This window comes from Rhizobium sp. H4 (genome assembly GCF_003013335.1).
GTDB classification, from domain to species: Bacteria; Pseudomonadota; Alphaproteobacteria; order Rhizobiales; family Rhizobiaceae; genus Rhizobium; species Rhizobium sophoriradicis.
The window spans coordinates 173,787-191,380 of the sequence record NZ_PSOW01000001.1 but is presented as its reverse complement, the minus strand read 5'-3'; the positions used below and the strand labels follow the sequence as shown (position 1 = coordinate 191,380).

Below are 17,594 nucleotides of genomic sequence, written 5' to 3'. Positions count from 1 at the left end.
AAACGGGGAGAGGGGACGTGCCATGCGAGACGTTGGTAAGGGACGGAAAGAGTGCGACTATCGCCCTTCGCCCCGTTTACGGGGAGAAGGTGGCGGCAGCCGGATGAGGGGCGGGCGTCCAATCTCCTGGGCCGAAGATGACGCCGAGTAAAAACACGAGGTTTGTCAACAAAAAACCCGCCGGAGCGATCCGGCGGGTTTTGTCGTTGAAGCTTGTCCGATCAGCGCAGGCTGCTCGGATTCTGCGGCGTGCCGCCGGCGCCGCCGCCAAACAGGCTGCGGGCGGCGCTCGCAGCGCTGCCGCCGGAGAGCATCTGCTGTAGGAAGGTGAGTTCCTTGCCGCCGGTCGGCGTGACGCGTCCGATCGTGTCGAACACCTTGCCATCCTGCAGCGTATAGTTGGCGCGCCGGCTGACGACGCCGTCCTTGTCGAAATAGATCGCCAGAACGCTCTGATCGACGACCTTCAGCTTCTGGAAGGCGACCGAACGCGTGCGCCGCTGTGAGATGTAATAGAAGACCTCGCCGTCGAAGGTCGCCGTCGTCGACGGGGTGCCGAGCGAAAGCAGCGCCTGCTCGCGGCTCGAGCCTTCTGGAACGAGGTCCAGCGACTGCTGGTCGGCGACGTATCCGCCATTGAGCACGGTGCCGGTCTGGCAGCCCGAAAGAGCAGTGGTGGAGGCGATTATGAAGGCAATGGCCGCGTTGCTGAAGAATTTCATGTCAGACTTGAAATACCGTTTCTTCAACGACATCTACTCCCTTGAGTGTCGATAGCAGCCGTTTGGGCTTTACACGCTTCCTCCTGCAAAACCATTGTGGCCATTCCGGGTCGAATTCCCGAATTCGTTCCGCCGACGCCTCGAAGGCATCGTCCCGAAACTGGCCACGATCGGCATTGCAATTCGCGCCTGCTTCGGTAAACCAGCTTTCGAAATCATGCAACAAGGCCGGACGCCAGCCGGCGTGAAGATTGAGGCATTTCCGGAAAAAACAATGATCTTCGGACTCTTCCGCAAGAAAAACAACAATCAGGCGATCGTTGACAGGCAATATGCGGCGCTGACGGCGGCCGCGCGCATGCCTGATCTCTATGAGCGGCTCAATGTGCCGGATACGGTCATGGGCCGTTTCGAAATGCTGTCGATCGCGATGATTCTGTTTTTTCGCCGCACGCGCGCCTCCGCCGTTAGCGGTCAGGAAATCGCCCAGGAGATCGTCGACGCTTTTTTCCAGGACATCGACTATTCGATCCGCGAACTCGGCATTGGCGACAACAGCGTGCCGAAACGCATGAAGAAGCTCGCCGGCATGTTCTACGGCCGGCTCGAAGCCTATTCGAAGGCGATGGATGCCGGCGATCGCGAAGCGCTCGCACTTGCCCTCCAGCGCAATATCTACCCCGAAAGTCCCGTCCCAGCCGATTTGTCCGGCCTCGCCGACTGGATGATGGCGGCCGAAGCCCAATTGTCCGCCGTTCCGGAGGAGATGATTGCCAGCGGCGCGGCAACTCTGCCGCCGGTTGTCTGAAGGAGGAAACGATGAAAAACGATCGGGACGATGTTCCCTTCTCCTATCGCGTGAAGGTCGGCCATATCTCCGCCAACCCCGTCGAGGTCCATATCGAGGCCGACGCCAGCGAATTGAAGGCGCTTGCCGAGGCCTGGAGCGTCGTCTCCGTCGAGAATCTCAGCGCCGACCTGCAGATTGCCCGCTGGAAGCGCGACGGCGTGCGCGTCAAGGGCCGGGTACAGGCGAAGATCGTCCAGTCCTGCGTCGTGACGCTGGAACCGGTCGAAGCCGCCATCGACGAAACCTTCGAGCAGATCTTCGTGCCTGAGGGTTCCAAGCTTGCCCGGCAGCCCGGCAATGATGCCGGCGAAATGCTGCTCGACCCCGACGGTCCTGATCTGCCCGAGACCTTTGTCGGCGATACGATCGACGCCGGCGAGGTGGTCGCGGAATTCGCCGCTCTTGCGATCGACCCCTATCCGCGCAAGGACGGCGTCGAGTTCGAAGGTCATATCGAGGATAGCGGCGAGAACGACAAAAAGCCTTCGGCTTTCGCAGTCCTCAAGGACTGGAAAAAGGACTGAAGCCACTCTGGCGTTTGGCACAATTCAGTTGTATGCGACGGCAAAACCGGTATTTTGGCCGAAATTTCGCCCCTCGGCGGAAAGAAGGATCAGGGACGCGTGATCAGAATATCTCTCGACCTCATGGGTGGCGACTTTGGTCCCCAGGTTGTCATCCCCGGCGCCGCCAAGGCGCTGGATCGGCATCCGGATATTTCCTTCGTATTTTACGGTCTTAAGGAACAGTGCGATCCTGTTCTCGCCAAGTTTCCGAAACTTAAGGAAAAATCGGTCTTTCACGATTGCGAGCTTGCGGTCAGCATGGAAGAGAAGCCGAGCCAGGCGCTGCGCCGCGGCCGCTATATCTCCACCATGTGGCGTTCGATCGAGGCGGTGAAGACGGGCGATGCCGATGTCGCGGTCTCGGCCGGCAATACCGGGGCGCTGATGGCGATGGCAAAGTTCTGTCTTCGCACCATGGCCAATATCGAACGCCCGGCGATCGCGGCGATCTGGCCGACGCTGAAGGGTGAGAGCATCGTGCTCGATGTCGGCGCGACGATCGGCGCCGATGCGCAGCAGCTGATGGATTTCGCCCTGATGGGCGGGGCTATGGCGCGCGCGCTTTTCGAGATCGAACGTCCGACGATCGGACTTCTGAACGTCGGCGTTGAAGAGGTGAAAGGCCAGGAAGAGGTCAAGGAGGCCGGTCGGCTGTTGCGCGAGGCGAACATCGATTCGCTCGAATATTCCGGCTTCGTTGAGGGCAACGATCTCGGCAAGGGTACCGTCGACGTCGTCGTCACCGAAGGATTCTCCGGCAATATCGCGCTCAAGACCGCTGAAGGCACTGCCAAGCAGATTGCCGAATATCTGCGTGCGGCCATGTCGCGCACGCTGCTCGCCCGCATCGGCTATCTCTTCGCCAAGAGCGCCTTCGACATGCTCCGCGAGAAGCTCGATCCGAGCAAGGTCAATGGCGGCGTGTTTCTCGGCCTGAACGGCATCGTCATCAAGAGCCATGGCGGCGCCAATGCCGAAGGCATCGCCGCCGCCATCGAAGTCGGCTACGATATGGCCAAGAACGGCCTCAATCAGAAAATAGAAAACGATCTTAAGAAATATCATGCCAAGCGCCTGCCCCCGATGGGCCCGGAAGCGGCATGAGCGATGGGGTACAATCGAATATGATCCGTTCAGTGGTTCGCGGGTTCGGAGCCGCACTTCCGAAGCGCGTTATGACCAATCGCGACATGGAGGCCATCGTCGATACATCGGACGAATGGATCGTCCAGCGCACCGGCATCCGCCAGCGTTACGTGGCCGGTGACGACGAGACGACGGCCTCGCTCGGCGAGGCTGCCGCGCGGGCGGCGCTCGAAAATGGCGGCCTGACGTCCGCCGACATCGATCTCATCATCTGCGCCACCTCGACGCCTGACAACACCTTTCCGGCGACCTCGGTGAACATTCAGAACCGTCTCGGCATGAGCCACGGTTTCGCCTTCGACGTTCAGGCCGTCTGCACCGGTTTCGTTTATGCGGTGACGACCGCCGACGCCTATATCCGCGGCGGCCTTGCAAATCGCGTTCTGGTCATCGGCGCGGAGACTTTTTCGCGCATTCTCGACTGGAACGACCGCACAACCTGCGTGCTCTTCGGCGACGGCGCCGGCGCGATCGTGCTCGAAGCGGCCGAAGGCGAGGGGACGTCTGCCGACCGCGGCGTGCTGACCGCGCACCTGCGCTCCGACGGTTCGCACAAGGACAAGCTCTATGTCGACGGCGGACCGTCGACGACGGGCAGCGTCGGCAAGCTGCGCATGGAAGGCCGCGAGGTCTTCAAATACGCCGTCGGCATGATCACCGATGTCATCCAGGCTGCGTTCGATTCGACCGGCACCACCGCCAACGATCTTGACTGGCTGGTGCCGCATCAGGCCAATCGACGCATCATCGACGGTTCGGCGAAGAAGCTGAACATCGCTGCGGAAAAGGTCGTCGTCACCGTCGATCTGCACGGCAATACCTCGGCTGCCTCGATCCCGCTCGCCCTGGCGACCGCTGCCGGCGACGGCCGCATCAAGAAGGGTGACCTCGTGATGCTCGAAGCGATGGGCGGCGGCTTCACCTGGGGCGCCGTTCTGCTGCGCTGGTAAGCACGAATCCTAAAAAACTGGCGGCGAACAAGAGCTTGACCGTGGGGCGCAAGACAAATACTCTTCCTTCGCTTTCACAAAATAATTTGTATTGGGCGGGGAAACCATGACCGGAAAAACAGTGACGCGAGCAGACCTGGCGGAATCGGTTTTCCGAAAGGTCGGGCTTTCCCGGACGGAATCCGCCGAACTTGTGGAAACCGTCATCGACGAAATCTGCAATGCCATCGTCCGCGGTGAAACCGTCAAGCTTTCTTCCTTCGCCACCTTTCAGGTTCGCGACAAGAACGAGCGAATCGGCCGCAACCCGAAGACCGGCGAGGAGGTTCCGATCTCTCCCCGCCGGGTGATGACCTTCAAGGCATCGAACGTGCTGAAGACGCGCATCCTCAAGGCGCATGTCTCTCGCAAGGTGAAGCTGAAGCCACAGAACCCAGCCCTCTGATATCGGCTAGGTCCTGCTCGGAACGGCCTTTTTTCACTCGCATCGTCCATCGCCTGTGCGCAACGTCGACACATGACTTGAATTGTCGGCGCCAAACCTTTGAAATATGGTGAGTCGCCGTTGGATCGAGCCTGCGAGGTTGCGTAGCAGTATGACGTTGGACAAGAGCCCCGATGCCTTTCGCACCATCAGCGAAGTCGCAGACGATCTTGATCTGCCGCAGCATGTGCTGCGCTTCTGGGAAACGCGGTTTCCCCAGATAAAGCCGATGAAGCGCGGCGGCGGCCGTCGCTATTATCGGCCGGAAGATGTCGACCTTCTCAAGGGCATCCGGCATTTGCTCTATGATCACGGCTATACGATCAAGGGCGTGCAGAAGCTTCTGAAGACCAATGGCAACAAGTTTGTCATATCGGTCGGCCACGGCGATCTCGCCAGCGTCGAGGCACTTGCCTCGGGTGTGCAGGAGATGGGATCGGGCGAGCCGCGCGTCGGCATGTCCGAGGAGGACCAGATCGTCGGCCGCGCCAAGCCGCCGATCACCCGCCGGTTCTTCAACTTCGTCGCCGGAGACGACGATCAGCCGGAAGTCTCGGTCGGTAAGTCGAGCGTCGGCAAGGAAGACAGGGCGCTGCTGCAGGAGGCGCTTTACGATCTCCTCGAATGCAAGCGTCTGCTCGATCAGGTGCGCTGAGGAAACCCTCCTCAGGCTTCGGCAAGCAGCTTCATCGCCTGTTCGAGCTCGCTGAGCTGAAAAGGTTTTCGCAGCACCGGCAGAGTGCTTGGGGTGCTCCCTTCCGGTGCACTGCCATAGCCAGTCGCATAGAGATAAGGTTTGCCGCGCTCGTCGAGCAGCTTTGCGACCGGCAGCGAACTCCGGCCGGCAAGCGAGACGTCGAGGATGGCGGCGTCGAACTCTGTGTCTCTGGCAGTTGCGAGCGCCCGTTCCAGATCGGGGGCAGTTGCGCAAACCCGATAGCCGAGGTCGCTGAGCATGTCCTCGAGCAGCATGGCGATCAGTGCATCGTCCTCGACGATGAATATGTCTTTCATGATCCCGTCCACCATTCCCCTTGCCGGGCACGAAGATTTATCTGGCCCGCTGTGCAACGCGTCAAGACGCTGCGCGCGGCGGCAGACCTGTCGCGCAAAACCGTGGCGCGGTTTTACGACACGACATGTGTAAACATAAAAGGTTAAGGCACGGCAAGCGAATCTGAAGGATCGCGCCGTGCTTTGGAAACACTATATTGCCCGGCGAAATTCGATGTGCAAAAGCTGGTATGCCGTTTCGGCGGCGGCTACTGCATAATTCCTGAAATCGGAATCGATTTACGGATCAAATTATGCAGTAATTCAAAGCGTTGCAGCGTCCTTTGCGCGTCTGAACGGACGCGCGGGGAGAAAGGGTGTGGAATGGATTTGCTGAGTGCCACGGATTGGCTGCGTCACAGGCCAGGCTACACCTATCCGCTGGCCGTTGCCTTCGTTGGTCTGACGTTTATTCTGCGACTTGCCGCCAGCGACTATCTCTCCGGTTTTCCCTTCCTGAGCTTCGTCCCGGCGATATTGCTCGCCAGTTTTATCGGCGGCGCCGGGCCGGGCATTGTCGCGGCCATGGTTGCGGCCTTCGTCGTTCAGCAGTTTTTCGTCGAGCCGCATGGCGCGTTCTGGCCGGTCAGCGTCGGCCAGTGGGTTGGTCTTTCGACCTATCTGGTCAATGCCGCGATCATCATCGGACTGATGGAGATGATCATCATCGCCCATGGCCGGCAGAGCCGCCTTCGCTCCGAGCTCAACAGTTTCAATTCGCGCCTGGAGGAGACGGTGGCCGAGCGCACTGCCGCACTCAGGCACGAGATGGAAGAGAATGCCGCCGCCCAGGCGCAGGTCCGGCAGTTGCAGAAGATGGAGACGATCGGTCAGCTCACAGGCGGCGTCGCCCATGATTTCAACAACATGCTGGCGATCATCATCGGCAATCTCGATCTCGCTCAGCGGCGCATGACCGGACATGAGGATCCGCGCCTGCTCAACTCCCTTCAGAATGCAAGAGATGGAGCCCAGCGGGCCGCGGTGCTGACCGCGCGTCTTCTCGCCTTCTCGCGCCAGCAGCCGCTCGCCCCGGAGGTGATCGACGTCAACAAGCTGGTCGGCGGCATGTCGGAGTTGCTGCGACGCACGCTCGGCGAACATATCCGCATCGAAACCGTTCTCGCCGGCGGCCTCTGGCCGAGCTTTGCCGATCTGAGTCAACTCGAAAACGCCATGCTGAACCTGGCCGTCAATGCACGCGACGCCATGCCTAGCGGCGGTCATCTGACGATCGAGACTGCCAATACGGAACTAGATGAGCGGTACTCGCGGATGCATTCGGAGGTCGAAGCGGGCCAGTATGTGATGATCAGCATTACCGACACCGGCACCGGCATGTCGCCTGATGTGATCGACCGCGCCTTCGACCCGTTTTACACCACCAAAGGACCCGGCAAGGGGACGGGACTCGGCCTCAGCCAGGTCTACGGCTACATCAAGCAGAGCGGCGGCCACATCAAGATCTATTCGGAGATCGACCGCGGCACGACGGTGAAGATCTATCTGCCGCGTCACGTCGGCAAGGCGGACGCCCGCCTGGCCGCTGGAGCACAGCCGATTCCTCAGGGCAGCGTCAACGATACGATTCTGGTGGTGGAGGACGACGAACACGTCCGCACCATGACTGCCGAAAGTCTGCATGAACTCGGTTACACCGTATTGCAGGCGGCAGGCGGCCCAGAGGCGCTTCTCCTTCTGGAGGAGAATCCGGACGTCGACTTGATCTTCACCGATATTGTGATGCCGCAGATGAGCGGGCGTCAGCTTGCCGACGCCGTTCAGGAAAAATGGCCGACGATCAGAATCCTATACACCACGGGTTACACGCGAAACGCCATCGTCCACAATGGCGTGCTTGATCACGGCGTTTCGCTGCTTGCCAAGCCTTTCAGCCTCGAGCAGCTCGCCCATAAGATCCGCGAGCTTTTGAATATGCCGGTAAGGACGGGAGACGAGGGGCCGTGACGTGGCAGCCGTGCGTCTCCCACCCTCAAATCCTTATTCAAGAACCTGGATCACGCGGTGCGTCTTCGGCTCAACGATCACCCGCCGCTCGTTGACGACGGTGTAGGCGTAGTCGGCGTTGGGCACAGTATGGACTTCGATAGTATCCGGCAGCGTGGTGCCAACCGTGATCTCGCCGTCATAGACGACGGACGGCGTATTTTGCTCCATGACATAGGTACGCACCTCGCCGGGCAGGACGACGGAGCCGGTAGGTGCGGGATCGGTGACAACGACGGTGCTTTGTGCAAAGGCGGCCGAGCAGATGGTCAGCATGGCGGCGGTAGCCAGCATGATCTTACGCATGGGATGTTCTCCTTTTTGAACTCTGAACATCAAGGCAACGCCGCCCATACGGCATAGTTCCGCCAGCAGCTTGCCGTCGTGGCAGAGGCGGGGAGCCGATTCCTTGTTGCTAAGCCAATTTATGCTCCATACGGTTGAGCTGTCCGAATCACATTCAGTGCGAGTCGTCCGGTGGCAGCAGGGTCGGGCTCTTTACCCTTCGTTAACCATGTCGGCGGTTTATGGCAGGTGAACGGCCGGGTGGTCGTTGATTCGAAGGTCCGTCGCGTTTCGGTTCGCGAATGGACATCTGGAAAGACGGTTGCGGCGGCTCGACACATGCGCTTGCGGAAGACGATATCGCTGGTGGCAATAGCGGGCATGATGGCCGGCTGCACGTCGACAGGCGGTGTGCGGCAGCCTTCCGGGCCGGAGACGGTGGCGCCTGAAAAGGCGCTGGTTCTGCCGCCGCCGGGTGGCCCATCGATCGTCAGCGTCGTCGAGCGCAAGCGTGGCAATGGCGTCGAACAGACGGTCTCGCTGTTTACGTCCTCCTCGGTGCCCGGCCAAAATTTTCTGAAGATCCAGTTTTTCGGCGCCTCCGGAGCTAATCCGGGAACGGGCAACGCCGGCTTCAGCATGATCAACGAGAGCGCTATCGCCCGCGAAATGGCCCGCGCTGCCCCCGGCGTCCCGATGGCTACCTCGGCGACCTTCCTGCAAAACGCTTATGGCCCATTCGGTTATGCCTCCGGCCGAAGCCGCGCCGGCGATGCCTGCATCTTTGCCTGGCAACAGATCCGCTCCAGCGCGGCCGCCAATACGCAGGCCCGCAATTTCGGCATGATCCAGCTGCGTCTGCGCCTATGCGATGCGCGCGCATCCGAGCGCCAGCTGCTGGGTATCGTCTACGGCTACACGATAACAGGCACCTTCGACGGCGTGATCTGGAACCCCTATGGCGCTCCGCCGCCCGCTGACGCGGCGCTCGGGCGTACCGGCGCTCCGATCTATCCCGACGAGGGCGGATATCGCGCCAGTCCGATGCCGATCGGTTATGAGCCGGCGCCTGCCGTAACCAGTCTGCCGCGGACGGCTCCGGTTCGCAGCGCCCCGAGCCGGCAACCGGCGCAAGGCGCCGCACCGTTGCCTGCTCCGATCGGCCCGCGCGTGCCGCTGCCGGGCGAGGCGCCGCCGACGAACGCGGCGCCGGAGGCGGCCGCAGCGCCGTTGGAACAATCGGCAAGGGCTATCGGCGTCACCGTGCCGTCGCCGGACTGCATAGGCGACGCGGCCATGACGGCCGTCTGCCGGAGATAGAGCATGATGCCGGAAAGTGTGAGCGGTTTTCGGACGAAGTCATGATCTAACTCTTTAACTTAGAACAGGATTCAGATTTAGCCGACCTGGCCTGAAATCATCCTGTTCCAGCGAGCCTGCCCGGGGTGTCGGAGGATGCCCTCGGCGAGCAATTTCGAAGGAACGTCGATGCGCAAAGCCCGCAGCGTCTTCATATGGGCCCTGGTTTCGCTCTGCATGATCGTGCTGATCACCCTGCCGGTTAACCTGCAGACTCAGCTCATCACCAGTATCTCGGTGGTCACGGTGATGGCGCTGATCAAGATACTGAAGGGCGAGGGGACGTGGCGCCTGGTGGCGCTCGCTTTCGGCACGTCGATCGTGCTGCGCTACGTCTATTGGCGCACCACCAACACGCTGCCGCCGCTGAACCAGCCTGAGAATTTCATTCCCGGCCTGCTGCTCTATCTTGCCGAAATGTATAGCGTGGCGATGCTGGCGCTCAGCCTTTTCATCGTCGCCACACCACTGCCGCCGCGCCCATCGCGTGCCGCCAATCCGGGACGTTTGCCGCATGTCGACGTCTTCGTGCCCTCCTACAACGAGGATGCCGGCCTTCTCGGCAACACGCTGGCTGCTGCCAAGGCGATGGACTATCCGGCCGATAAGCTGCATGTCTGGCTGCTCGACGACGGCGGCACCTTGCAGAAACGCAACTCCGGAAAGTTGCTGGAGGCGCAGGCGGCGGCGGCCCGCCACATCGAACTGAAGCAGCTTTGCCAGGATCTTGACGTCACCTATCTCACGCGCGACCGTAACGAGCATGCCAAGGCTGGCAATCTCAACAATGGCATGAAACATTCGACCGGCGAACTCATCGCCGTCTTCGATGCGGACCACGCTCCGGCCCGCGACTTCCTGCTCGAGACCGTCGGCTACTTCGAAGACGATCCGAGGCTCTTCCTCGTCCAGACCCCGCACTTCTTCATCAATCCGGATCCGCTGGAGCGCAACCTGCGCACCTTCGACAAGATGCCGAGCGAGAACGAGATGTTCTACGGCATCATCCAGCGTGGCCTGGATAAATGGAACGCCGCCTTCTTCTGCGGTTCGGCCGCGGTTTTGAGCCGCAAAGCCCTCGAATCGCAGAACGGCTTTTCCGGCATCAGCATCACCGAGGATTGCGAGACGGCCTTAGCGCTGCATGGCAGCGGCTGGAACAGCATCTATGTCGACAAGCCCCTGATCGCCGGCCTGCAGCCGGCCACCTTCGCAAGCTTCATCGGCCAACGCAGCCGCTGGGCGCAGGGCATGATGCAGATCCTGCGCTTCCGCTTCCCGCTGTTCAAACGCGGACTGTCGATCCCGCAGCGCCTTTGCTACATGTCCTCCACGCTTTTCTGGCTCTTCCCGTTCCCGCGCACGATCTTTCTGTTTGCGCCGCTCTTCTACCTGTTCTTCGATCTGGAGATCTTCACCGCCTCCGGCGGCGAGTTCCTGGCCTATACGCTTGCCTATATGCTCGTGAATCTGATGATGCAGAACTACCTCTACGGCTCGTTCCGCTGGCCCTGGATTTCCGAACTCTACGAATATGTACAGACGGTGCATCTGCTGCCGGCTGTCGTCTCCGTCATGCTCAATCCGAGGAAGCCGACCTTCAAGGTCACCGCCAAGGACGAATCGATTGCCGTCAGCCGCCTGTCGGAGATCAGCCGTCCGTTCTTCGTCATCTTTGCGGTGCAGATCATTGCGCTCGTCATCACCGTCTACAGGATTTATGCCGAACCCTATAAGGCCGACGTCACACTCGTCGTCGGCGGATGGAATCTCGTCAACCTGATCATGGCCGGCTGCGCGCTGGGCGTCGTGTCGGAACGCGGCGAGCGCGCCCTGTCCCGCCGCGTCCGCGTCAACCGGCGCTGCGAATTCGGCGCCAATGGCAAATGGTACGCGGCCTCGATCGAGGACGTTTCCGTCCATGGCGCGAGGCTTCACATCTTCAACAAGCAGCTGGATGAGATGCTGGTCGGCGCACCCGGCGAGATCCGCTTCCGGCCCTATAGCGGCGCCGAGCTGGAAACCCTGCCGCTTATCGTCCGCAACATCGAGCCCTCGGGCGATATCAGCAATGTCGGTTGCCAGTATGTGCCGAAAAGCGCCCTCGACCACCGCCTGATCGCCGACCTGATGTTCGCCAATTCCGGTCAGTGGACCGAGTTCCAGGCCTCGCGCCGCCGCAATCCGGGCCTGATCCGCGGCACCATCTGGTTCGTCGGCACCGCGCTCTATCAGACCAGCCGCGGCCTCGTTTACCTGTTCCGCAGCATGCGGCCGGAACGGGAGGCACAGCAGCAGGCGGCAAAGGTCAATGCCGGATGAAAAGCATCGTCGCCGCCTCGTTTCTCCTGCTGAACGCTTCCGTCTTCGCTGAGGCGCAGACCGCACCCTTCGACATGTCCGGCGAACGGCCGCGCGGCGCATCCGTCGCCCCGAGACCGACGCCGCCGGCGACAGCACCGGTGCCTGTCACGCCTCCGATTTCGGTAGCACCCGCACCGGCGGCGCCGGCAGTTCCCGCGCCGATCACTGTCCTGGCGCAGCCGGCGCCCCGGCCTGGGGCGGCAGCAAATGCCGCTTCGCAGCCGGAGCCCCGCGTTATCAGGCATTATCTTGTGCCCTTCTCGAAATTCAGCCTCGGCGGCGAATACGATCGCCGCTCATGGTCGGTCTATCTGACCCCCGAGCAGGCGGCGGCCAAGGCAAGTTTCACCTTCGCCTATCAGAATTCGATCGTCGTCGCGCCCGAGGCCTCGGCGCTGACCGTCTATCTCAACAATCGCCCGATCGGCCAGCAGCGCGTCGGCTCGCCGGACGGCCCATCGGCCGTCACGTTCGAGGTTCCCTCCGGTCTGCTGCAGCCGGGCGCCAACCTCGTCACCTTCCAAGCCGATCAGCGCCATCGCACCGATTGCAGCATTGAATCGACTTATGAACTGTGGTCGAACATCGATCCGGCCGGAACCTATCTGAGTTTCGCCGGCAGGAATGCCGCTGAGCTCTCAAGCGCCGACGCAATCCGCGCCATCGGTGTCGACGGCACCGGCAGGACGGAGTTCGACATCGTCGTCCCGGCGCTGGAGCAGCCGGGAACCACCAAGCCGCTGCTGCGGCTGGCGCAGGGCCTGGCGGTGCTGAGCAGCATGCCGAACCAGGTCTTTGCCTTCAACACCACTTCGCTTCCGGCCGCCGGTCCAGGCAGGCTCGGCGTGTTCGTCGGCACCGCCGCGGAGCTGCGGCCGCTCTTTCCCGGCCTGCCGCCCGGCGCCGAAAGTGCCCCGCTCGCCGCTTTCGTGACCGATCCGCGCAGCAGCTCGCCTGTGCTGCTCATCAGCGGCCCGTCCTGGCAGGCGGTCTCCGCGGCGATCGACACCATCGTCTCGCCGGTGGACAGGCCCGCCGATGTCCGCCGCGACGTGCTGACCACCGAGCGCTGGAGCGCACCGAACGCGCCGCTGATCTTTTCCGATACCAGCATTCCCTTGTCGGAGCTCGGGGTAAAAACCACCGAATTCTCCGGCCGCCGGTTGCGGACCAGCTTCAATGTCGCCGTGCCGGCGGATTTTTATGCCAATGCCTATGGCGAGGCGAAGGTGCTGCTCGATGCCGCCTATACCGACAAGGTTCTGCCGGGCAGCCACATCGATATCTACGTCAATGACAACATCGCCTCCACGGTTCCGCTGACCTCGACGGCAGGCGGCATTCTCCGCCATCTGCCGATCCGGGTGACGATGCGCCACTTCAAGCCGGGTCTGAATACCGTGGCGATCGAGGCGATCCTGACGACCGAGGGCGATGCCGCCTGCGCGCCGGGCGGCAGCGCCGATGCCAATGCGCGCTTTGCCCTGTTCGATACCTCCGAATTACACATGCCGGATTTTGCCCGCGTCGGTCAGCTTCCCAACCTGGCGGCCATGGCCGGCACGGCCTATCCCTATGGTCGGGCCACCGAGCCGACACCGCTCTTCATCGACCGCATCGACGCCGATACGCTCTCGGCCGCCGCTACCCTGCTCGGCCAAATGGCGATCATGGCCGGCCATCCGATCGCCGTCGAAAGCGTGGCTTCGCCGAATACGATCGGCGATCGCGACGCCATTTTCATCGGCTCGATTTCACAGATGCCGGCGACCGCCTTGACGCAGGCCAATGTCTCCACGGCGAGCCAGGCCTCGTGGCGTCCCGTGGTCGATGCGCAGCCCGGCGTCGTTGATACCGGTGCTGCGATCGAGGAATGGAATTCCAAGGTCAGCGGCGGTCTGTTGCGCGGACAGATCGCCGCCTTCCGCGAATGGGTGGCACGCAATTTCGATATTTCCCGCAGTTCGCTGCAATTCATCCCAGGGGCTGAAGAGATATTCTCGCCGCCAAATGTGGCCACGCTGCTGGTTGCCCAGGGCTCCAGCCCCGCGGGCACTGGCGCATGGACGGTGGTGGCGGCGCCATCGGCGAAGGATTTGCGTGAAGGGGTCGAGGTGATGACTTCGCAGCTGAACTGGACGCAGATATCAGGCCACATCACCACCTATTCCAGCAAGACCGGCAAGATCGAGGCGGTGCCGGTTACCCGTTTCGATTTCGTGCCGTCGACGCCCTGGTCGATCGCCAACTACCGGCTGATCGCCGCCAACTGGTTGTCGACCAATATTCTCTCCTATGCCGCGCTGCTGGTCGTCTTCGTGCTGTTGATCGGCGTCACCACGTCGGAAATGCTCAAAAAGCTGGGTCGGTCGAAATGAGGCGGTGGTGCATCCTCCTGCTGGCCGCAACGGTCGCGCTTCCACCGAGCCCGCCCGCCATCGCGCAGCAGGCGATGATCAATGCCGCCGCATGGTCGGCCTACAAGACGAAGTTTCTCGATCCGACCGGCCGCATCATCGACAACGGCAACGGCAACATCAGCCACAGCGAAGGGCAGGGCTATGGCCTGCTGCTCGCCTATCTCGCCGCAAGCCCCGCCGATTTCGAGCAGATCTGGTACTTTACCCGCACCGAACTGCTGTTGCGCGACGATGGCCTGGCCGTGTGGAAATGGGATCCGAACGTCAAGCCGCACGTGACCGACACCAACAATGCCACCGACGGCGACATTTTGATTGCCTATGCGCTGGCGGTGGCCGGCACCGCGTGGAAACGAGAAGACTATATCCTCGCCGCCTCCCGTATGGCGCAGGCGCTGCTTGCCGAAACCGTCGGCCGCTCGGGGGGCCGCACCTTGCTGATGCCGGGAACCGCAGGCTTTACCGGCAGCGACCGAGAAGACGGTCCCGTCGTCAACCCGTCTTACTGGATTTATGAGGCGATCCCGGTGATGGCCGCACTCGCTCCGTCGGATGCCTGGAAAAAACTGTCGGACGACGGCGTGGAGCTGTTGAAGACGATGCAATTCGGCCCGCGCAAGCTCCCTGCCGAATGGGTGAGCCTGCGCGATAAGCCGCGGCCGGCAGAGGGGTTCGACGCCGAATTCTCATATAACGCCATCCGCATCCCGCTCTATCTCGCGCGGGGCGGCATCACCGACAAGGAGCTGCTGATGCGCCTGCAAAAGGGGATGTCGCAGGACGGCGTTCCCGCCACCATCGATCTGACCACCGGCCGGCCGAAGACCGTGCTGTCGGACCCCGGTTATAGAATTGTTAACGATGTTGTGGCCTGTGTGGTCGATGGGACCAAGCTGCCGAGCTCGGCGCTGCAGTTTGCCCCCGCACTCTATTATCCGTCTACCCTTCAACTGCTGGGGCTGGCCTATATTGGGGAGAAGCATCCGGAGTGTCTGTGAAGTCTTCTCTCGTGGCGGTTTCAGCGGCAGTGGTGGTGGCAAGCCTCGTCACCGGGCTGAAGGACCGTGCCGCTCTGCAGGAAAAGTTTGGCATTCCTGCCGCCAAGCCGGCGCCGGAGTTGCTGATGATGGGCCGCATCAAGCCGGCCGATGCTCCTGCCGGCAGCGCCGACTTCAATGCCGAGGCCGTCGCCGACAAGATCGAGGCGATCACCTCTCCGCGGCCTCCCGCACCGGACACGCCTGAGCCGAACGCCGCAAAAGAGCCGCCTGCAGCAGCGCAATCTGAGGCGCCTCAGACAGCCGGCGAACCTGCGCCGGTCCCTCCCGCGATCGTCACCGAGCCGCCGGCGCCGCAACAGGCAGCAGCGCCGCCGCAGCCTGACGTCGATGAAAGCGCGCTTCGCTATTTTGCCAGCCGCGGCGACAAAGTGCGACTGCAGGCTGAAATCTCCCGCCTGCAGGCGCTTTATCCGAACTGGGTTCCGCCGGCCGATCCGCTCGCTGTGCCGCAGAACGGCGACAAACAGCTCGAAGCCATGTGGAAACTCTATTCCGATGGCCGTTATGCCGAGCTGCGCAAGACGATCGCCGACCGGCAGGCCGCCGATACCGGCTGGCAGCCGCCGGCCGATCTGCTCGATCGGCTTGGTGTCGCCGAGGCCCGCGCCCGTCTGATCAACGCGTCGGATCTCAAGCAATATGCGACGGTGGTCGATATTGCCGCCGCGACGCCAAGCCTGCTGACCTGCAGCGAGGTCGACGTTCTCTGGCGCGTCGCCGAAGCCTTCGTTCGCACGGAGCGATCGCAGCGCGGCCAGGATGCCTATGCCTATATATTGAAGAATTGCGGTGATCCGGCCGAGCGCCGGGCGACGGTCGAAAAGGCCTCGACGCTGCTTGGCTATCAGCCCATGCAGACGCTGCTTGCGCTGGAGAAGCCCGTTGCCGACGGCGGCAGGGAATTTGATGCGATCCGCGACAACCTCGCCCGACGCTTCTTGGCCGAGAGCAATGAGGATCCGAAGCTTGCCATCGCGCCCAGTTACATCGCCCGCCTCGAAAAACTGGCCGAAAGCGAAGGTCTTGCCTCCGATGCGCTGCTGCTCGGCTGGTACCAGCTTCGCCGCAACAATCCTGCCGATGCCGAGAAGTGGTTCCGCGCCGCCCGATCCAAGGAGGAAACGGCAGCAGCTTCGCAAGGCCTGGCGCTGGCGCTGATTGCACGCAGGGCGCCTCAGGAGGCCGAGGACGTGATGTTCCGCTGGCGCGCCGATTCCGACGATGCGACATCGACCTATCTCGCAGCCACCGCCAATCTGATGGCGCTGCAGCCGCCGGCCGATCTCGCCGAAGATGTCTTGCATCGTATCGCCGCCGAGGTCATCGCCCGCAAATATGTGCCGACGGCGCAGCAGTTCGGCTGGTATGCACGCTCTCTCAACCAGTTCCAGACCGCCGCGCGCTGGTTCGAAACCGCGCTTGCCTGGAAGCCGGACGACGAACCCTCCGCCTACGGCCTTGCTGTCACCAGAGAGCAGTTGAACGACCGCAAGGGCGTGCTCGACATCCAGCGCGCCTGGGCCGGCCGGTCGGCGCGTATTGCCAATCTCGTAGATACCTCCCTGCCGACAACGAATGCCGCCACGCAGCCGGCAAAGCCGCCGCTTGCCCCGCAGCAGCCGGTCCAGCCGGCAGAGCCGCCACAGACCCCGGCCGCTTCAACGCAGCCGGAGCCGCAAGTCTCCGTTCGCGCCGCAAGACCGGCGATGCAGACGGTGGCGGTCGAGCGCGGTCCGCGCCGGGCGCGGGGCTGCTCGACGACCATCGACCCCGGACAACTTGGGCCGTCCGAGGCGCTGTCGCGCGGCTGGTGCCTGATGGAGATCAATCGGCCGATGGAGGCGATCCCGGCCTTCGAGACGGCTTTGCAGAGCCCGGTCCGCAGGATCCGCGAAGACGCAGCCTATGGCCAGAGCCTTGCCTATCTGCGCGCCGGTCTTTCCAGCAATGCCGCCGTGGCGGCAACCAAGGCGCCGCAAAGCCGCCAGCGCGCTGCCGAACTGCAGGTGGCGATCCTCGCCGATCGGGCGCTGCAGGCCTTCGGCGCCGGCCGTTATCGCGAAACCCTCATCTATCTCGATCAGCGCGCCCAGCTGCAGCAGGAGCGCATCGATCTCATGGTTCTGCGCGGCTACTCCTATCTCAATCTGAAAATGTACGATGACGCGGGCCGCATCTTCCAGGCTGCCGCCGCGACCGGCAACCGAGATGCCACGCGCGGCCTCGCCGATCTGCGTAAGATCACCCATCCCGACGTCAACGACTGACGTTGACCTCGCCGCAACTCTCCGTTACTCGCCTGCCTGCTGCCTCGCGCTCGCAAGGAA

The 17,594-nt window shown here is 62.3% G+C and carries 15 protein-coding genes; 12 read left to right on the top strand and 3 right to left on the bottom strand.

Annotated elements, in window-relative coordinates:
* Nucleotides 1–221: 221 nt before the first annotated feature.
* Nucleotides 222–755: an outer membrane protein assembly factor BamE gene (locus C4N04_RS00965; RefSeq protein WP_038688110.1), complete on the bottom strand. Its 534-nt coding sequence runs from the start codon at nt 753–755 to the stop codon at nt 222–224.
* 184 nt (nt 756–939) lie between these two features.
* Here C4N04_RS00965 and C4N04_RS00960 point away from each other — a divergent pair, with 184 nt between their 5' ends.
* The 6 genes from C4N04_RS00960 (at nt 940) to C4N04_RS00935 (ending at nt 5,373) form a co-directional block, all read left to right on the top strand.
* Entirely contained in the window at nt 940–1,530 is a 591-nt protein-coding gene (locus C4N04_RS00960; RefSeq protein WP_077993430.1) for a ubiquinol-cytochrome C chaperone family protein, read from the top strand.
* Nucleotides 1,531–1,541: 11 nt separating this feature from the next.
* Nucleotides 1,542–2,096: a DUF177 domain-containing protein gene (locus C4N04_RS00955; RefSeq protein ID WP_038688112.1), complete on the top strand. Its 555-nt coding sequence runs from the start codon at nt 1,542–1,544 to the stop codon at nt 2,094–2,096.
* Between the two features lie 99 nt (nt 2,097–2,195).
* Entirely contained in the window at nt 2,196–3,242 is a 1,047-nt protein-coding gene (plsX, locus tag C4N04_RS00950) for a phosphate acyltransferase PlsX (RefSeq protein ID WP_038692436.1), read from the top strand.
* 20 nt (nt 3,243–3,262) lie between these two features.
* Nucleotides 3,263–4,234 (top strand): beta-ketoacyl-ACP synthase III, encoded by a 972-nt coding sequence (locus C4N04_RS00945; RefSeq protein ID WP_106795259.1) that lies wholly within the window; start codon nt 3,263–3,265, stop codon nt 4,232–4,234.
* A 106-nt stretch (nt 4,235–4,340) separates the two neighbouring features.
* Nucleotides 4,341–4,679, top strand: coding sequence for an integration host factor subunit alpha (locus C4N04_RS00940; RefSeq protein ID WP_009987526.1), 339 nt, complete (start codon nt 4,341–4,343; stop codon nt 4,677–4,679).
* 151 nt (nt 4,680–4,830) lie between these two features.
* Nucleotides 4,831–5,373 (top strand): MerR family transcriptional regulator, encoded by a 543-nt coding sequence (locus C4N04_RS00935; protein ID WP_077993280.1) that lies wholly within the window; start codon nt 4,831–4,833, stop codon nt 5,371–5,373.
* A gap of 11 nt (nt 5,374–5,384) precedes the next feature.
* Here C4N04_RS00935 and C4N04_RS00930 read toward each other — a convergent pair whose 3' ends face one another.
* Nucleotides 5,385–5,732, bottom strand: coding sequence for a response regulator (locus C4N04_RS00930; protein ID WP_039623176.1), 348 nt, complete (start codon nt 5,730–5,732; stop codon nt 5,385–5,387).
* Between the two features lie 363 nt (nt 5,733–6,095).
* Here C4N04_RS00930 and C4N04_RS00925 point away from each other — a divergent pair, with 363 nt between their 5' ends.
* A complete protein-coding gene (locus tag C4N04_RS00925; RefSeq protein WP_077993283.1) occupies nt 6,096–7,739 on the top strand; it encodes an ATP-binding protein in 1,644 nt (547 codons plus the stop codon).
* A 33-nt stretch (nt 7,740–7,772) separates the two neighbouring features.
* On the opposite strand, the gene C4N04_RS00920 is transcribed toward C4N04_RS00925, so the two are convergent.
* On the bottom strand, nt 7,773–8,084 hold the full coding sequence (locus C4N04_RS00920) for a DUF1236 domain-containing protein (RefSeq protein WP_009996268.1): 312 nt from the start codon (nt 8,082–8,084) through the stop codon (nt 7,773–7,775).
* A 318-nt stretch (nt 8,085–8,402) separates the two neighbouring features.
* On the opposite strand from C4N04_RS00920, the gene bcsN reads away from it, so the two are divergent.
* The 5 genes from bcsN to C4N04_RS00895 all read left to right on the top strand — a co-directional run bounded on the left by bcsN (nt 8,403) and on the right by C4N04_RS00895 (nt 17,534).
* Nucleotides 8,403–9,383 (top strand): cellulose biosynthesis protein BcsN, encoded by a 981-nt coding sequence (bcsN, locus tag C4N04_RS00915; RefSeq protein ID WP_077993289.1) that lies wholly within the window; start codon nt 8,403–8,405, stop codon nt 9,381–9,383.
* 168 nt (nt 9,384–9,551) lie between these two features.
* Nucleotides 9,552–11,744 (top strand): UDP-forming cellulose synthase catalytic subunit, encoded by a 2,193-nt coding sequence (gene bcsA / locus C4N04_RS00910; RefSeq protein WP_077993291.1) that lies wholly within the window; start codon nt 9,552–9,554, stop codon nt 11,742–11,744.
* Nucleotides 11,741–14,164, top strand: a complete 2,424-nt coding sequence (locus tag C4N04_RS00905) for a cellulose biosynthesis cyclic di-GMP-binding regulatory protein BcsB (RefSeq protein WP_077993293.1) — start codon at nt 11,741–11,743, stop codon at nt 14,162–14,164. The genes bcsA and C4N04_RS00905 overlap by 4 nt, the downstream gene beginning before the upstream one ends.
* The gene (locus C4N04_RS00900; RefSeq protein ID WP_077993294.1) at nt 14,161–15,204 is read left to right on the top strand and encodes a glycosyl hydrolase family 8; all 1,044 of its coding nucleotides are present in this window, start codon (nt 14,161–14,163) and stop codon (nt 15,202–15,204) included. The genes C4N04_RS00905 and C4N04_RS00900 overlap by 4 nt, the downstream gene beginning before the upstream one ends.
* Nucleotides 15,201–17,534 carry a cellulose synthase gene (locus C4N04_RS00895; RefSeq protein WP_106795258.1) on the top strand — a complete coding sequence of 778 codons (2,334 nt, stop codon included), beginning with the start codon at nt 15,201–15,203 and terminating at the stop codon, nt 17,532–17,534. Before C4N04_RS00900 ends, C4N04_RS00895 begins: the two co-directional genes overlap by 4 nt.
* Nucleotides 17,535–17,594 lie beyond the last annotated feature (60 nt).

What these genes read in the sequence shown, in the direction of transcription:
- C4N04_RS00965 (WP_038688110.1), bottom strand. Translation starts at nt 755, where the DNA reads ATGTCGTTGAAGAAACGGTATTTCAAGTCTGACATGAAATTCTTCAGC.
- C4N04_RS00960 (WP_077993430.1), top strand. Translation starts at nt 940, where the DNA reads ATGCAACAAGGCCGGACGCCAGCCGGCGTGAAGATTGAGGCATTTCCG.
- C4N04_RS00955 (WP_038688112.1), top strand. Translation starts at nt 1,542, where the DNA reads ATGAAAAACGATCGGGACGATGTTCCCTTCTCCTATCGCGTGAAGGTC.
- C4N04_RS00945 (WP_106795259.1), top strand. Translation starts at nt 3,263, where the DNA reads ATGATCCGTTCAGTGGTTCGCGGGTTCGGAGCCGCACTTCCGAAGCGC.
- C4N04_RS00940 (WP_009987526.1), top strand. Translation starts at nt 4,341, where the DNA reads ATGACCGGAAAAACAGTGACGCGAGCAGACCTGGCGGAATCGGTTTTC.
- C4N04_RS00935 (WP_077993280.1), top strand. Translation starts at nt 4,831, where the DNA reads ATGACGTTGGACAAGAGCCCCGATGCCTTTCGCACCATCAGCGAAGTC.
- C4N04_RS00930 (WP_039623176.1), bottom strand. Translation starts at nt 5,732, where the DNA reads ATGAAAGACATATTCATCGTCGAGGACGATGCACTGATCGCCATGCTG.
- C4N04_RS00925 (WP_077993283.1), top strand. Translation starts at nt 6,096, where the DNA reads ATGGATTTGCTGAGTGCCACGGATTGGCTGCGTCACAGGCCAGGCTAC.
- C4N04_RS00920 (WP_009996268.1), bottom strand. Translation starts at nt 8,084, where the DNA reads ATGCGTAAGATCATGCTGGCTACCGCCGCCATGCTGACCATCTGCTCG.
- bcsN (WP_077993289.1), top strand. Translation starts at nt 8,403, where the DNA reads ATGCGCTTGCGGAAGACGATATCGCTGGTGGCAATAGCGGGCATGATG.
- bcsA (WP_077993291.1), top strand. Translation starts at nt 9,552, where the DNA reads ATGCGCAAAGCCCGCAGCGTCTTCATATGGGCCCTGGTTTCGCTCTGC.
- C4N04_RS00905 (WP_077993293.1), top strand. Translation starts at nt 11,741, where the DNA reads ATGAAAAGCATCGTCGCCGCCTCGTTTCTCCTGCTGAACGCTTCCGTC.
- C4N04_RS00900 (WP_077993294.1), top strand. Translation starts at nt 14,161, where the DNA reads ATGAGGCGGTGGTGCATCCTCCTGCTGGCCGCAACGGTCGCGCTTCCA.